This window comes from Microbacterium sp. WCS2018Hpa-9, from assembly GCF_031843745.1.
GTDB lineage: Bacteria > Actinomycetota > Actinomycetes > Actinomycetales > Microbacteriaceae > Microbacterium.
Genome location: NZ_JAVTIY010000011.1, coordinates 40,768 through 55,600, shown reverse-complemented (window position 1 = coordinate 55,600; position 14,833 = coordinate 40,768). Strand labels below are relative to the sequence as shown.

The 14,833-nt window shown below is 68.9% G+C and carries 14 protein-coding genes; 4 read left to right on the top strand and 10 right to left on the bottom strand.

What is annotated here, in order from left to right; genetic code table 11:
- Nucleotides 1-19 precede the first annotated feature (19 nt).
- On the top strand, nt 20-922 hold the full coding sequence (sucD, locus tag RQG82_RS18635) for a succinate--CoA ligase subunit alpha (RefSeq protein ID WP_042539277.1): 903 nt from the start codon (nt 20-22) through the stop codon (nt 920-922).
- Between the two features lie 149 nt (nt 923-1,071).
- Here the strand turns inward: sucD and RQG82_RS18630 are convergent, their stop codons facing one another.
- Complete coding sequence (locus tag RQG82_RS18630) at nt 1,072-2,529, bottom strand: NCS2 family permease (protein ID WP_311260289.1); 1,458 nt, start codon at nt 2,527-2,529, stop codon at nt 1,072-1,074.
- 91 nt (nt 2,530-2,620) lie between these two features.
- Here RQG82_RS18630 and RQG82_RS18625 point away from each other — a divergent pair, with 91 nt between their 5' ends.
- From RQG82_RS18625 to purH, 3 genes are read left to right on the top strand one after another with little or no spacing between them, the layout of a single operon-like run.
- On the top strand, nt 2,621-4,006 hold the full coding sequence (locus tag RQG82_RS18625; protein ID WP_311260288.1) for a DUF6350 family protein: 1,386 nt from the start codon (nt 2,621-2,623) through the stop codon (nt 4,004-4,006).
- Between the two features lie 43 nt (nt 4,007-4,049).
- Nucleotides 4,050-4,637, top strand: a complete 588-nt coding sequence (purN, locus tag RQG82_RS18620) for a phosphoribosylglycinamide formyltransferase (protein ID WP_311260287.1) — start codon at nt 4,050-4,052, stop codon at nt 4,635-4,637.
- Nucleotides 4,638-4,677: 40 nt separating this feature from the next.
- A complete protein-coding gene (gene purH, locus RQG82_RS18615) occupies nt 4,678-6,285 on the top strand; it encodes a bifunctional phosphoribosylaminoimidazolecarboxamide formyltransferase/IMP cyclohydrolase (RefSeq protein WP_311260286.1) in 1,608 nt (535 codons plus the stop codon).
- Nucleotides 6,286-6,314: 29 nt separating this feature from the next.
- On the opposite strand, the gene RQG82_RS18610 is transcribed toward purH, so the two are convergent.
- From RQG82_RS18610 to RQG82_RS18570, 9 genes are read right to left on the bottom strand one after another with little or no spacing between them, the layout of a single operon-like run.
- Entirely contained in the window at nt 6,315-6,854 is a 540-nt protein-coding gene (locus tag RQG82_RS18610; protein WP_311260285.1) for a hypothetical protein, read from the bottom strand.
- Nucleotides 6,851-7,951 (bottom strand): C45 family peptidase, encoded by a 1,101-nt coding sequence (locus RQG82_RS18605; RefSeq protein ID WP_311260284.1) that lies wholly within the window; start codon nt 7,949-7,951, stop codon nt 6,851-6,853. Before RQG82_RS18605 ends, RQG82_RS18610 begins: the two co-directional genes overlap by 4 nt.
- On the bottom strand, nt 7,948-8,625 hold the full coding sequence (locus RQG82_RS18600; protein ID WP_311260283.1) for an FMN-binding negative transcriptional regulator: 678 nt from the start codon (nt 8,623-8,625) through the stop codon (nt 7,948-7,950). Before RQG82_RS18600 ends, RQG82_RS18605 begins: the two co-directional genes overlap by 4 nt.
- On the bottom strand, nt 8,595-9,614 hold the full coding sequence (locus RQG82_RS18595; protein ID WP_311260282.1) for a P1 family peptidase: 1,020 nt from the start codon (nt 9,612-9,614) through the stop codon (nt 8,595-8,597). Before RQG82_RS18595 ends, RQG82_RS18600 begins: the two co-directional genes overlap by 31 nt.
- On the bottom strand, nt 9,611-10,384 hold the full coding sequence (locus RQG82_RS18590) for an ATP-binding cassette domain-containing protein (protein ID WP_311260281.1): 774 nt from the start codon (nt 10,382-10,384) through the stop codon (nt 9,611-9,613). The genes RQG82_RS18595 and RQG82_RS18590 overlap by 4 nt, the downstream gene beginning before the upstream one ends.
- Nucleotides 10,381-11,376 carry an ABC transporter ATP-binding protein gene (locus RQG82_RS18585; RefSeq protein WP_311260280.1) on the bottom strand — a complete coding sequence of 332 codons (996 nt, stop codon included), beginning with the start codon at nt 11,374-11,376 and terminating at the stop codon, nt 10,381-10,383. Before RQG82_RS18585 ends, RQG82_RS18590 begins: the two co-directional genes overlap by 4 nt.
- On the bottom strand, nt 11,373-12,257 hold the full coding sequence (locus RQG82_RS18580) for an ABC transporter permease (protein ID WP_311260279.1): 885 nt from the start codon (nt 12,255-12,257) through the stop codon (nt 11,373-11,375). The genes RQG82_RS18585 and RQG82_RS18580 overlap by 4 nt, the downstream gene beginning before the upstream one ends.
- Nucleotides 12,254-13,219, bottom strand: coding sequence for an ABC transporter permease (locus tag RQG82_RS18575; protein ID WP_311260278.1), 966 nt, complete (start codon nt 13,217-13,219; stop codon nt 12,254-12,256). The genes RQG82_RS18580 and RQG82_RS18575 overlap by 4 nt, the downstream gene beginning before the upstream one ends.
- Before the next feature lies 1 nt (nt 13,220).
- On the bottom strand, nt 13,221-14,831 hold the full coding sequence (locus tag RQG82_RS18570; protein ID WP_311260277.1) for an ABC transporter substrate-binding protein: 1,611 nt from the start codon (nt 14,829-14,831) through the stop codon (nt 13,221-13,223).
- Nucleotides 14,832-14,833 lie beyond the last annotated feature (2 nt).

The following is a 14,833-nucleotide window of genomic DNA, read 5'->3' as shown; positions in this document are numbered from 1 at the left end:
AGACACAAGGACTAAAGAAATGTCGATCTACCTCAACAAGGATTCCAAGGTCATCGTCCAGGGCATCACCGGCGGCGAGGGCACCAAGCACACGGCGCTCATGCTGAAGGCCGGCACCCAGGTCGTCGGTGGCGTGAACGCCCGCAAGGCCGGCACCACGGTCTCGCACACCGACAAGGACGGCAACGCCGTCGAGCTCCCCGTCTTCGCCTCCGTGGCCGAGGCCATGAAGGAGACCGGCGCCGACGTGTCGATCGCCTTCGTCCCCGGCGCCTTCACCAAGGACGCGATGATCGAGGCCATCGATGCCGAGATCCCGCTGCTCGTCGTGATCACCGAGGGCGTCCCGGTGGGCGACTCGGCCGAGGCCTGGGCCTACGCGCAGAGCAAGGGCAACACGACCCGCATCATCGGACCGAACTGCCCCGGCATCATCACCCCCGGTGAGGCGCTCGTCGGCATCACGCCCGCGAACATCACCGGCAAGGGCCCGATCGGTCTCGTGTCGAAGTCGGGCACCCTGACCTACCAGATGATGTTCGAGCTGCGCGACCTGGGCTTCTCGACCGCCATCGGCATCGGCGGCGACCCGGTCATCGGCACCACGCACATCGACGCGCTGGCCGCGTTCGAAGCCGACCCCGAGACCAAGGCGATCGTGATGATCGGCGAGATCGGCGGCGACGCTGAAGAGCGTGCGGCGGAGTACATCAAGGCGCACGTCACCAAGCCGGTCGTCGGCTACGTCGCGGGCTTCACGGCTCCCGAGGGCAAGACCATGGGCCACGCAGGCGCCATCGTCTCGGGCTCGGCAGGCACCGCTCAGGCGAAGAAGGAGGCCCTTGAGGCCGCCGGTGTCAAGGTCGGCAAGACGCCGTCCGAGACCGCCGCTCTCATGCGTGAGATCGTCGAGTCGCTCTAAGCGCTACAATTGAAGAGAAGGCCCTGGACTCCACTCCGGGGCCTTCTTTCATGCCCGCGGAAGTCCGACCGCAGCATCCACCGATCACGCGCTGAGACGCGAAGAGGGGCGGATGCCGCAGCATCCGCCCCTCTTCGTTCGTGCGTCGCTCAGGCGACGCCGAACAGTGCCTCGATCGGTCCGCGCGCGAAGAACACGACGAAACCGGCGGCGACCACCCACAGCAGCGGGCTGATCTTCCGGGCCTTGCCGGAGAACGCCTGCACGAGCACCCAGCTGACGAAGCCCGCGCCGATGCCGTTGGCGATCGAGTAGGTCAGCGGCATCACCGTGACCGTCAGGAACACCGGCAGCAGCACGCTGAACTCGGTCAGATCGATGTACTTGATCTGGGCCATCATCATCGCTCCGACGATCACCAGCGCTGCGGCGGCGATCTCGGTCGGCACGATCGAGGTGAGCGGCGTGAGGAACATCGCGAGCAGGAACATGCCACCGGTGATCAGGTTCGCGAACCCGGTTCGCGCCCCCTCGCCGATGCCCGCGCCGGACTCGATGAACACGGTGCTCGACGACGACGAGGTGCCACCACCGATGATCGCACCGACGCCCTCGACGACGAGCGCCGACTTGATGCGAGGGAAGTCGCCGTTCTCATTCGCGAGGTCCGCCTCTTTGGCGAGTCCCGTCATGGTGCCCATGGCATCGAAGAAGTTCGAGAAGACCAGGGTGAAGACGATCATCACGATGGCGACGAGGCTGACCTTGCTGAAGTCGAAGCTGAAGTCGACCGCGCCGACCAGGCTCAGGTCGGGCAGTCCGAACGGTGAGCCGGTGAGCGTGGGAACAGTGAGACCCCAGCCTCCGGCGTTGCCGTCTGCTGCGGCGCCGAGGTGCCAGATGGCCTCGACGATGACGGCCAGGACCGTGCCCGAGACGAGGCCGATGAGCAGCCCGCCCTTGACCTTGCGGGCGACCAGGATGCCGGTGACGATGAGCGTGACGATGAAGAGCACGGTCGGGACGGTCGCGACGGAGCCGCCGACTCCCAGACCGACCGGCGGAGATGCACTGCCGGTGGCGGTCACGAAGCCCGAGTTGACGAAGCCGATGAAGGCGATGAACAGGCCGATTCCGACCGTGATCGCGATCTTGAGCTGGAACGGAACAGCGTCGAAGATCATCTTCCGAAGGCCGGTGGCCGCGAGGAGCACGATCACGAGACCGTTGATCATGACGAGCGCCATGGCCTCGGGCCAGGTGACCTGGCCGACGACCGAGAACGCGACGAAGGCGTTGATGCCGAGGCCGGCTGCGAAGCCGAAGGGCAGGCGGGTGATGAGACCGAACAGGATCGTCATCACGCCGGCGGTCAGCGCGGTCGCGGCACCGACGGCGCTGAAGTCGAGGGTGTTGCCTGCGACATCGGCCGAGCCGGACAGGATGATCGGGTTGAGGATCACGATGTAGGCCATCGTGACGAAGGTCACCAGACCCCCTCGGATCTCGGTGCCGATCGTGGATCCGCGCTTGCTGATCTCGAAGAAGCGGTCCAGGGCGTTCGTGGGTTCGGCGGTAGAGCGGGTGGGGGACGGGGCAGTTGTCATCGGGAAACCTCCGCAGGAGACGATATCGTGTCGCGCGAGTCGCGCGCGCCCCCAGGCGACGACAGGGTTCTCGTCGTAGTCTCGATTCGATATGCAACGCCTCCTCGTCGCGCTCCTCGCCGCCTTCGATGCCGCTATCGCTGCGGCGGTCGGTCTCGTGGTTCTGCTGGCGCCGCTCACCCTGCTCTGGATGCTGTCGTTCGGCGTCACAGCCGACTGGGGAGCCCTCTGGCCGCTCGCCGGCTCACTGTGGCAGTTCGGTCACGGCGTGCCGCTGAGCATCGAAGTGCCGACAGAGGTGCTGCGCACCACAGGCATCGCGCCCGACGCCGCCGCCTTCACGCTCTCGGTGACCCCGCTCGCGTTCCTCATCTTCACCCTGCTCTTCGCGGCTCGCTCCGGCGCCCGTGCCGCCCGCGCTGGTGCGTGGCTGCTGGGCACGCTCTCGGGGTCGCTCGCGTTCGCGGCGATCGCGACCGGAGTCGCGCTGACCTCGCATCTCGCCGCGGTCGAGACGCCCGTCGCGGAGGGCATCCTGCTGCCGACCGCCGTCTATCTCGTGGGCGCCGCGTGCGGCGCGGTGCGCATCGCCTGGGAAGACGGCGACGGCGGGTTCCTCGACCGCATCCACGACGTCGTCGATTCGTGGGGCGACTGGGGACCGGTGCCGAGCGCAGCGGTCCGCGGGACGGCCTTCGCGGTGGTGGGGGTCACCGCGGTCTCGGCGGTGGCGGTGGCTGTTCTCGTCGCTGCACGGGGCGGCGAGATGGTGGCGCTGTTCCAGGCCGCTCGAGTCGATGCGCTCGGCGCCGGGGTCATCACGCTCGGGCATCTCGCCTATCTGCCCACCATCATCGTCTGGGCAGCCTCCTGGCTCGCCGGCCCCGGATTCGCGGTGGGAGTCGGCACTGCGGTGTCTCCCGCGGGCACCCAGCTCGGAGTGGTGCCAGGCATCCCCGTGCTCGGTCTTCTTCCCGAGAGCACGTCGATCTGGATGCTCATCGTGATCATCCTCCCGATCGGCGCCGGAGCCTTCGCCGGATGGGCCGTCCGCTCGCGTCTCGTCTGGGAGGGCACGCCTCTCGGAATGGCTCCTCGTGCGGTGATCGCCGCGGGCATCGGCGTACTGACCGCCGCGGTCGCCGCGATCGCCGCCCTGCTCGCAGGAGGATCGATGGGCCCGGGGCGGCTCGCCGAAGCCGGACCGGCGGCGCTGCCATTCGCCCTCGCTCTGGGCGGCGAGGTCCTGCTCGGCGCGGCGATCCTGCTTCTGTCGCCTCGGAACCGGGACGAGCTCGCAGAAGAGCGCACCGACCGGTGGGTCGCCGAGATGACGGCATCCGACGCGGTCTCGAGCGAGCCCGGCGATGCGATGGTCGGCTGGCGCGAGGCACCGTCCGACTACGACACCGCGCCGCTCGATGGCGCAGGGGGATTCCGGCTGCCGAAGCGCGACCCGGGCGATCCCGTCAGCTGACACGCGGGTCGGGCGCCGGCGCCGGCCCCGATAGACTGGGCGCGTGCTCACGGTCGCCGTTCTCATCTCGGGCACCGGCTCGAACCTTCGCGCCCTCCTCGAGGCTGCTCGCCACCCCGATTTCCCTGCGCGGGTGGTGGTCGTCGGCGCCGACCGCGAAGCCGACGGCCTCGCCCACGCCGAGGAGTTCGGCATCCCGAGCTTCACGGTTCCGTGGCACGAGCACGAGTCTCGCGAAGCATGGGGCGAAGAGCTCGGCCGCCAGCTCGCCGTCTGGAATGCAGACCTCGTCGTGCTCAGCGGGCTGATGCGTCTGCTCCCCGCCGCGCTCGTCGCAGACCTCGCGCCGCGGCTGATCAACACGCATCCCGCCTACCTGCCGGAGTTCCCCGGCGCACACGGCGTGCGCGACGCACTCGCCGCGGGCGTCTCGGAGACCGGCGCGAGCGTGATCGTCGTCGACGACGGCGTCGACACCGGGCCGATCCTCGCGCAGGAGAGGGTGCCGGTCGTCGCAGGCGACACCGAGCACACCCTGCACGAGCGCATCAAACCCGTCGAACGCCGACTGCTCATCGACGTGGTGCGCCGCATCGCGACCGGTGACCTCTCGCTGACCTCCGCATCCTGAACCGATCCACGCACGCCCCCCTCGCACGAAGGAGCCCATCATGGCCGGACCCCGCCACGACCATTCGCTGTACCGCGACCGCGACACCGTCCCGGTGCGCCGGGCGCTCGTCTCGGTGAGCGACAAGACCGATCTGCTCGTGCTCGCGGCGGCCCTCGCCGATGCGGGTGTGCAGATCGTCTCGACCGGCTCGACCGCCTCCACCATCCGCGAGGCCGGGTTCGAGGTGACCGATGTCGCCGCCGTCACGGGCGTCGCCGAGATGCTCGACGGTCGCGTGAAGACGCTGCATCCCAAGATCCACGGCGGCCTGCTCGCCGACCTCCGCCTCGAGGACCACGAGCGTCAGCTCGCGGAGCTCGACATCGCGCCGTTCGAGCTCGTCGTCGTGAACCTCTACCCCTTCGTCGAGACTGTCGCCTCGGGCGCCGAGGGCGACGACGTGGTCGAGCAGATCGACATCGGCGGGCCCGCCATGGTTCGTGCTGCGGCCAAGAACCACGCGAACGTCGCGATCGTCGTCTCGCCGCAGTCGTACCCCGGCATCGTCAGCGCGATCGAGAACGGTGGCACCACGCTGGCTCAGCGCCGCGAGCTCGCGGCCCGCGCCTTCGCACACACGGCCGCCTACGACACGGCAGTCGCATCGTGGTTCGCCGAGGGGACCCTCGGCGACGGCGACGACCTGCCCACGCACCTCACGATCCAGGCCGAGCTTCTCAACACGTTGCGCTATGGCGAGAACTCGCACCAGCGCGGCGCGATCTACACGCGCGTCGGAGGCCACGGCATCGCGCAGGCGAAGCAGCTCCAGGGCAAGGAGATGTCGTACAACAACTACGTCGATGCGGACGCAGCGCTCCGCGCGGCCTACGACATGGTCAAGCCGGCCGTCGCGATCATCAAGCACGCGAACCCGTGCGGCATCGCCACCACCGCGCCCAACGCCCTCGACCCGATCGCCAGCGCGCACATCCGTGCGCATGAGTGCGACCCCGTGTCGGCGTACGGCGGAGTGATCGCCGCCAACGGCACGGTCACCCTCAAGATGGCCGAGAACCTCAAGGACATCTTCACCGAGGTCATCGTCGCGCCGTCGTTCGAATCCGCAGCGCTCGAGGTCTTCAAGGCCAAGAAGAACCTGCGTCTTCTGCAGCTGCCGGAGGACTGGCAGCAGGAGCGCATGGACGTGCGCCTCGTCTCGGGAGGTCTTCTGCTGCAGGATGCAGACCGCTTCCCCGACGACATCGTGTCGGTCGCGAAGAACTGGGAGCTCGTCTCGGGCGAGCGCCCCAGCGACGAGGAGATGGAGAACCTGATCTTCGCGTGGAAGGCGTGCCGCGCCGTCAAGTCGAACGCCATCGTCCTCGCGAAGGACAACGCCACGGTCGGCGTCGGCATGGGCCAGGTCAACCGCGTCGACTCGTGCCGGCTCGCCGTCGAGCGCGCGGGCGACCGCGCAGCGGGGTCGGTCGCGGCATCCGATGCGTTCTTCCCCTTCGCCGACGGCGCGCAGGTGCTCATCGACGCGGGCGTGAAGGCGATCGTGCAGCCCGGTGGCTCGGTGCGCGACGAAGAGGTCGTGGATGCTGCGCGCAAGGCCGGCGTCACGATGTTCTTCACCGGGGAGCGTCACTTCTTCCACTGAGTTCTACGACCGTCGAGGACGGTCGAACCTCACAACACCACGATGGCGGACATCGCGACTGTCGATGCCGCCATCGTCGTGTGATGCAGGCGATGGCGCCAGGACCGCTCCGAGCGCAGCGCGATCGCCGAAAGCACTACCGCTCCCAGAGCCAGAGTCACGCTGAGCACCTGCGGCATCCCTGCTCCTCCGCCGTGCGAGTGCGCGGACGTGACGGTCGCGTCAGCGACGTCAGCCGCAGGGATCGCAGCCATGAGGAGGATCAGCGCAGCGGTCGACACGAGCCCGAGTGCGAGGTGGGCTGAGAGCATGCCGCCTGCGGGCGCGCTCCGGTCCCCGAGCACAGCGGGCACCCGGCAGCGGATCGCGAGGGCGATCGCCGAAGGGAGCATCACCGCGAACCAGACGACGGGTGGCAGCAGCGCGACCGTCATGGCATCGCCCATGCCCGCCAGCATGAGCACGGCCGCGGCGATCTCGGGAGCACCGACTCCGCGTCGCATGCCGATCAACGACCCTGCCCCGATCGCCGCCAGTGCCAGCGCGCCGAGGTGCAGGAGGTCGTTCATCGGACGGACGCGGGGCGCACGTCGCTCAGGATGCCGACACGACGCCACTCGGCGTCGATGACGTCGGCCGGCGCCGCGGCGGCGAAGGACAGAGCCCCCGTCGCGACGTCGAGAGCGACCGTGAGCTTCGTCTCCCAGCGGAGATGCTCCGGCTGATCGGGCCGCGCGCGCACCGAGATCGGTGCGTCGGGGATGGCTCCGAACGCGAGAGCGCGTTCGCGATCGTCGATGATCCGGGCAAGATCCGCGGCATCCGTCAGACACCGGTATCGCGGAACACTCGTGGTCTCGTACGGCGAATACTCGCCGGCGGCGAGCGTCTCGTCGAGGAAGTGGTTCGTATGAGCCAGCGTGCGGCCGCGCGGAACAGGCAGCACCGCAACGCCTGCGGGAGAGACCTCGACGGCTGCGGCCTCGGGTAACCGACCGGTGAAGGCCGCGACGGTCAACACGCTGGAGGCTGCGAGCGGGACGCTCCGGGCGATCGCGACCGCGTCGGCCACCGTGGCTGCACGGTCGAGGATCATGCGGGCGAGCACGTGCACCGGCACACCCGCCTGCGACCCGTCGGAGCGGTGGTGGAGGATGTTGAAGTGCAGCCCGAGGCCGCGGTCGTTCACGCCGATCTTCGCCGGTTGGCCGAACTCGCAGAAGGTCACGACACCGGTTCCGGACGCCGACCGCAGACGACGCACGACGGTCTCATTCGACAGGGTCTCGTGCCAGTCCCAGGTCTGCAGAGTGCGGGGTGCGCTCGCCTCGTCGGGCACGAACACGACCGTGGAGCACTCCATCGACGGCGTCATGCGTGCCAGGATCTCGGTGCGAGCCGTCAGCAGGTGCACGTCGGTCAGCGACAGACCGCTGCCGTCAGCGATCCCGACGAACTCGTCGGCGATCTCGGGGGCGTGGGTCCCGGTCATCGCCCGGCATTCGTCGGCGATCGCCCTGGCGCGCTCGGCCGGAACACCGGATTGCGCGAAGAGTCTCAGATACGAGTCGCGGGCAGCGGCGAGCTGAGGCGACCAGTGGGCACCGAACCGGCGTCCTTCCTCCTGCGGCTCGCCTGCCTCCGCAGACCACTCGTGGACGATCACCGGTCTCCTCCGATGCGCTCGACGAGTTCCGCGACGTCTCCGTAAGGGCAGCCGCGTGCACGGGATGCGGCGGCGACGCGCTCGCGCACCTCGCGGGGTTTGTCCTGACTGACCTTGAAGACCGCGCGCTGCTCGATGATCTCGAACCGGAACGACACGATCCCCCCGACGATGCGCTCGAATGTGGGCAGCGAGCTCTGCATGTCCCACGCCGTCGACTCGAGGCTCTCGAGCTCCTCGACGGTTCGTGTGACGACGTGCATGCCGTCGCTCGCATCCTCGAGCACGGTCACTCTCGCCGTCAGATGCACCGCCGCGTAGTCCCACGTCGGCACGTTGGGATCGTCGGCGTAGGCGGTCGGCGACACGTAGTCGTGGGGGCCTGAGAAGACCAGCAGCACCGAGTCGCCGTCGGTGATCTGCTGCCACTGCGGGTTCTTGCGCGCGATGTGGCCGAGCAGCTCTCCGCCGACGAAGCCTCCGTCCGGCGCCATCCGTTCGATGATCACCGGAGTGTGCGTGACGGTGGGTGCGCCGGCTTCGCCACCGCCGTTCGTCACGACGAGCGCGAACGGGTGTCGGCGAACCAGTTCGTTGACCTCGTGCTGCGACGGTGCGAGGTACTTCTCGAACTCGTACACGGTCAGCCCGCCGCGCAGAGGATCGCGTCCCATGCCGTCTCGCCCGCGAGGGTGGCGACGGCGGTGGAGTTCAGCGAGAGCCGGCCCCGTGACGTGCTGGGGTTCTCGGGCAGCGCGACCTCGTCGGTCGTCAGCGCGAAGAGAGTGTCGCCGTCGAGCGGGGTGTGGAAGGGCTGGATGCCGCGGTGCATCGAGCTGTGCACCTGCAGGCCGAACTGCTTGAGCTCGGTGTCGGTGAGCTGCACGTTCGTGACGACAGCCGTGATCGTGGTGTTGCCCGACATCGAGTCGACCAATCGGGACTCGCCGATCGCCTCCTCGTAGTCCAGGGCCGGGTGGCGGCGCTCGCCGGTGTTCGCGTCGTAGTTGCCGCGGATGATCCTGCCGGAGCGATCGAGGATCACTCCGTAGGGGTTGAGCACCGTCACGACGAGGACCTTCACATCACCCACCTGGCGGAACGCGACACCCTGACCGGTGAACTCCACGCGCGCGGGGTCGACCTTGCCGGACGACGCCGAGGCTCCACCGCCGACGCGGCCGACTTCGACGACTCCCTGGCGTGCGGCCTGCAGAGCGGCCCTGCCCAGGGCGGTATCGGGGAAGACGGAGTTCTCGCGCACCGAGTAGTCGTAGATGATCGCGCCGGACACGAGCTGCAGCTGATCGAAACCGGAGCGGTGCTCGGCACGCTCGAACAGCGCCTCCGACACGCCCGCAACGGCGGAGAGGCCGTACACCGAGCCGCCCGCGAGGCAGATGGCGTGGTTGTATCCGTACAGGCCGCTGGCGCCGACGGCGCCTCCACGACGGTCGGTGAACGTCCGTGCACCGGCGGGGATCGACAGCACTGTCGCACCGGTCGGACCCTCGGCGTACTCGGCCGTTCCGAGGAGCACGCCGGGGAAGTCGTACTCGACCTGCCCGCGATCGGTGCCGTGCACGGGAGAGAGGGCGTAGTCGCCGTTGGATCGACGCGGTCCTGCGGCAAGGACGGGGGCGAGACGGTGGGTGTCGGTCACGATGAGAGCTCCTGGAACAGTTGACGCGAATAGGGATGGCTGGGCAGGTCGTAGAAGACCTCGGTCGGGGCGTGCTCGACGATCTCGCCGGCGCGCATCACCGCCACGTGATGGGAGATGTAGCGGACGGCCGCCAGGTCGTGCGAGATGAACAGGGCGGCGAAGCCGTGCTCCGCCTGCAGGTCTTGGACGAGGTTGAGGATCTGCGCCTGCACCGAGACATCGAGCGCGCTGACGGCCTCGTCGAAGACGATGAAGGCGGGGTGGGTCACGAGTGCACGTGCGACGCTCACTCTCTGCAGCTGTCCTCCCGAGAGCTGGTGGGGCCGGCGAGCGGCGAACGATGCCGGAAGGCCGACGCTCTCGAGCATCGCCAGGGCGCGCTCCTCGGTCGCCGGCGTACGACGCTCGTGCACGAGCACGGGTTCGAGCACCGACGAGAGCACGGTGGAGCGCGGGTCGAGTGCCCACCGCGGATGCTGCAGCACCGCCTGCATCCGCCCGGCGCGGGATCGCAGGCTCCGGGCGAGCGGTGCTCCCTGGAACCGCACGGCGCCGGAGTCGGGGTGCTGCAGTCCGAGAACCACGGCCCCCGTCGTCGTCTTGCCCGAGCCGGACTCACCGACGAGGCCCAGCGTCTCACCGGGTGACACCGAGAACGAGACGCCGGACATGGCCCTGACCTCTCGCCTGCTCGCACCGAAACCCGATGAGAAGGCGACGCTGACGTCGTCGAGTTCGATGGTGGGAGCCACGCCGGACGCGCTCATGCCGACACCTCCTCTTCGGGGATGAGTCCTGCTCGCCGATCCGCCAGCACGAGTTCCGTCGTGCGGATGCAGAGACTGTGGCGCGGTGCCACGGGCTCGGGTCGAACGATCTCGCACGCGTCGATCCGGTGAGCGCAGCGTGCGGCGAACGCGCAGCCCTCCGACTCGCCGTGCAGCACCGGAGGAGAGCCGGGGATGCTCGACAGCCGCTCTCCCCGCTTCGCACGCGAGGGATCCGTCGCAGCGAGCGCTCGAGCGTACGGGTGCACGGGGGTGCCGAGCACGGCTGATGCCGGGCCGCGTTCGACGACCCTGCCGGCATACATGACGGCGACCTCGTCGCACCAGCGAGCCACGGCCGGCAGGTCGTGGCTGAGCCAGAGGATGGTCGTGCCCTGCTCCTTCGCCTGAGCGAACAGCAGCCGGATGACCTCTTCGCGCACCTGACTGTCGAGCGCTGCGGTCGGCTCATCGGCGATCAGCAGGCGGGGTCGGCGGCACATCGCCATCGCGATGGCCACACGCTGGGCCATCCCGCCTGAGATCTGGTGGGGGAAGAGGCGGATGACGCGCTCCGGATCGGTGATGCGCATGCCCTCCAGCAGCTCGACCTGACGGCGGGGAGATCCGTCGTCGCCGACGGAGCGGAGCACGAGCTTCAGCTGGGCGCCGATGCGCATCGTCGGATCGAGCGAGCCGATCGGATCCTGCGCGATGTAGGCGAGTGTGTTGCGTCGGTAGTCGCGCAGTGCGTCGTCGTCGAGACCGAGGACGTCGAGTCCGTCGACCTCGACCAGACCGCTGACGATCTTCGCCGAACGCGGCTGCAGGCGGCCGATGACGGCGGCGAGCGTCGACTTGCCGGACCCTGACTCACCCACGATCGCGACCGAGCTGCCGTCGGCGACGTCGAGGTCGACCCCGTCGAGGGCCCTGACCGTGGTGGCGCCACTGAACTCCAGTGCCAGATCGCTGATGCGTACGGCGGTCATCTGAGGGACCTCGTCTCTCGCGGTTCGAATCGGTCACGGAGGCCGTCGCCGATGATGTTGATGCAGAGGATCGAGACCACCAGCACAGCGCCGGGGACGATCACGAGCTGTGGAGCCTGGGTCATGTACAGCATCCCCTGTTGGATGAGCAGACCCAGAGAGGCTTCAGGAGCCTGCACGCCGAAGCCGAGGAAGCTCAGTCCTCCCTCGACGAGGATCGCGACGGAGAGCGCGTAGCTCGCCTGCACGGCGATCGTGCCGGCGATGTTCGGCAGCAGCCGGCGGACGAAGATCACCGGGGTTCGGACTCCGCTGATGCGAGCGGACACGATGAAGTCGCGCTCGGCCACCGCCCGGGTCGCGATGCGCACCACCCGGGTCATGAGAGGGATGGTGATGACGACGATGCTGATGATCGCCGCCGGTCGACCGGGGCCGAGGAGCGCGGAGACGAGGATCGCCAGCACGAGAGCGGGGAACGCGTAGAGGACGTCTGCGACGCGCATCACCGCCTCGTTCACCGCCCCGCCGTAGTAGCCGGCGAGCATCCCGAGCACGGTGCTGACCACCGCCGAGCAGACGACGGCGACGATCGAGACGACGAGGGTGGTCGCCGTGCCTTGGAACAGGCGGGGCAGCAGCGAGCGACCGAGGTTGTCGGTGCCGAACGGCGCGAGTGCCGAGGGGCCCTCGAGCCTGCCGCCGACCGTCGCGGTCGTCGACCCGGCGAGGCCGGTGAGCACGGCGATCACTGTGATCACGACGACGAGGCCGAGCACGATGATCGCGGTGCGCAGCACGGCGTCGCTGCGACGCCAGGCGCCGCGCGTCGCGTCGCCCGCCGCGCGGACGCGGTGCGTGGCTGTGGGGGCGATGGTCATCGGCGGCTCCCTCCGGTCAGGCGCAGACGGGGGTCCAACGCATTGGCGATGAGATCGACGAGCAGGCTCGCGACGATGAACACGACGGCGGCGAGCAGCACCGCGCTCTGGACGATCGCGTAATCGCGTCGCCCGAGGGCCGTCTGCAGGTACGAGCCCATGCCCGGGATGTTGAACACGAACTCGACGATCACGGTGCCGCCGAGGAGCACGGCGACGAGGGCGCCGACGATCGTGAGGATCGGGGCTGCGGCGTTGCGCAGCACGTGGTGACGGACGATGAACCAGGGGGTCTCGCCTCGCGCCACCGCGGCCTGCACATGCGGTTCGACGAGCACGTTCATGACGGCATCCCTCGTGTTCCTGGCGACCACCGCCACACAGCCGACGGCGAGAACCGCGACCGGCAGCACGAGCGCCCCGAAGAAGCGCGCAGGGTCGACGGCGAACGGGGCGAAGCGGCCCACCGAGACGCCGAGCCCGAGGGTCGAGACGGCGAAGACCACGACACCCGCGAGCAGGAACTCCGGGATGCTGATGCCAAGAGCGCTGACGATCCGACCGACGGCGCCGGCAGAGCCCTCCGATCGCAGTGCCGCGAAGAAGCCGAGCGGGATGCCGACGAGCAGGGTGACGATGATCGTCAGCAGCGCGATCGTCGCGGTGACGGGCAGGCGGGCCGCGAACTCGTCGGTGACCGACACGTTCGAGACGAACGAGTATCCGAGGTCACCGGTGAGAACGCCGAACAGCCAGTGGAAGTACTGCGCGACCACCGGGTCGTCGAGCCCGGAATCGGCCACCGCCTGGGCCCGCTGCGCCTCGGTGGCGAGCGGACCCAGGACGAGGTCGATGTAATCGCCCGGCATCAGACGGACGGACGCGAAGATCAGCACCGAGACGACGACGAGCGTCATCAGTGCGGCGCCGATGCGCCGGAGCGACCACAGAGCGACGGCCATGTCAGCTGGCGCGGAACTGGGTGATGTACCGCAGGAAGTTGCCGTAGCCCTCGTCGCTGCTGAGCGTCGGCGACAGCGACTCGGTGTTCCATCCGATCGTGGACGGACGCAGCACCAGCGGCACCATCTCGCTCTGCTCGTCGGCGACGGCGCAGAGGTTCTCGAACACGGCGGCCCGGTCGGCCCCCGGCTCGGTCGAGTATCCCTCGGCGATCAGCCCGTCGAGCTCGTCGGAGCCCTTCATGAAGACGGCCGAGAAGCCGGCGACCTCGGGGTTCCACCACGTCGTGACCATCGCAGGGTCCGCGTAGCCGGCGAACCAGCTCAGCGCGAGGTCGAAGGTCGCGGGGCTGCCGTAGACCTGGGCGGAGTAGGTCGCGTAGTCGACCTGCTGGATGTCGACGGTCACACCGATCTCGGCGAGGTTCTGCTGCATGACCTGTGCGATCTGGGCGAGAACCGGCTCGTCGGTGTACACGACGAGGTCGAGCTCGAGGCCTCCGATCTCGTCGATCACGGCTTTCGCCGCGGCGACGTCGTGCGCGGCCGAGGGGAGGTCCTCCGCGAGGCACGAGTCGGGGAGGCCGGCAGGGGTGACCCCGGTGGCCGCCGTCGAGCCGCCGAACGCGAGCTCGTTGATCGCGTCACGGTCGATCGCGCTGTTGATGGCGAAGCGCACGTCTTCATCCTGCAGCGCCTCGTCGCCCGTGAGCGAGTTGATCATGAGGTAGTGGAAGTCGGTGTTCTTCTGCCCGACGACACTGACTTCCTGCGCGTTCGCGAGGAGCTCGGCAGAGTCGATGGAGTTGAGCACGGCGAAGTCGGCCGATCCGTCGCGGAGGGCTGCGGCCCTGGTGGCCTCATCGCCGACGATGTCGATCGTCAGAGTCGAGAAGCCGAGCGCGTCGGCATCGGGGTGGTGCTCGTTCGGCTCGAACGTCCACTCCTCGTCCTGTCGGTGCGCGGTCGCGACCAGGGGACCGGTGCCGACCATCTCGGTGGTGATGTCGACCTCGCCCGCCTCGATCTCAGCCATCGGCAGGACGGCGGCAGGGGTGTTCGCCAGCGCGGCGAGGAACGGGGCGTACGGCTCCGACAGGGTGACGGTGACCTCGAGGTCGCCGGTCTCCTCGACCGACGCGATCGGCCCGAGCTGACCTGTCCAGGTCGTCGGAGTGTCGAGCAGACGCTGCAGGCTGCCGACGACATCGGCAGCCGTCATGGCGCGTCCGTTCGAGAACACCGCGTCATCGGCGAGCGTGAAGACGTACTCGGTGTCGCTCGGCGTCTCCCACGACGTTGCGAGCGACGGAGCGACGTCGAGGTTCTCGTCGATCGTGGTGAGGGTCTCGTACGAGAGCCCCTCCAGCATCCACGAGCGTGCGGTCGCCGCGCCCTGCGGGTCGAGACCGCTGGCCTCTGCGGTGTCGTAGTCGACCTGGACGACGAGGTCGCCGCCGCCGTCGAACGCGTCATCTGCGACGGCGAGGAAGCCGGGTGCCGCCTCCTCCTGGGTCGGTTCGGTGTCTGGTGAGGCGCCGGCGGCGCATCCGGTGAGTGCGAGGACGGCGATGGCGGACATCGCCACCCCCGCGCGAGCTGCTGTGTGCATGT

Bases quoted from the DNA above. Each gene is read 5' to 3' on its own strand.
- sucD (WP_042539277.1), top strand. From the start codon at position 20: ATGTCGATCTACCTCAACAAGGATTCCAAGGTCATCGTCCAGGGCATC.
- RQG82_RS18630 (WP_311260289.1), bottom strand. From the start codon at position 2,529: ATGACAACTGCCCCGTCCCCCACCCGCTCTACCGCCGAACCCACGAAC.
- RQG82_RS18625 (WP_311260288.1), top strand. From the start codon at position 2,621: ATGCAACGCCTCCTCGTCGCGCTCCTCGCCGCCTTCGATGCCGCTATC.
- purH (WP_311260286.1), top strand. From the start codon at position 4,678: ATGGCCGGACCCCGCCACGACCATTCGCTGTACCGCGACCGCGACACC.
- RQG82_RS18610 (WP_311260285.1), bottom strand. From the start codon at position 6,854: ATGAACGACCTCCTGCACCTCGGCGCGCTGGCACTGGCGGCGATCGGG.
- RQG82_RS18600 (WP_311260283.1), bottom strand. From the start codon at position 8,625: ATGGGACGCGATCCTCTGCGCGGCGGGCTGACCGTGTACGAGTTCGAG.
- RQG82_RS18590 (WP_311260281.1), bottom strand. From the start codon at position 10,384: ATGAGCGCGTCCGGCGTGGCTCCCACCATCGAACTCGACGACGTCAGC.
- RQG82_RS18585 (WP_311260280.1), bottom strand. From the start codon at position 11,376: ATGACCGCCGTACGCATCAGCGATCTGGCACTGGAGTTCAGTGGCGCC.
- RQG82_RS18580 (WP_311260279.1), bottom strand. From the start codon at position 12,257: ATGACCATCGCCCCCACAGCCACGCACCGCGTCCGCGCGGCGGGCGAC.
- RQG82_RS18575 (WP_311260278.1), bottom strand. From the start codon at position 13,219: ATGGCCGTCGCTCTGTGGTCGCTCCGGCGCATCGGCGCCGCACTGATG.
- RQG82_RS18570 (WP_311260277.1), bottom strand. From the start codon at position 14,831: ATGCACACAGCAGCTCGCGCGGGGGTGGCGATGTCCGCCATCGCCGTC.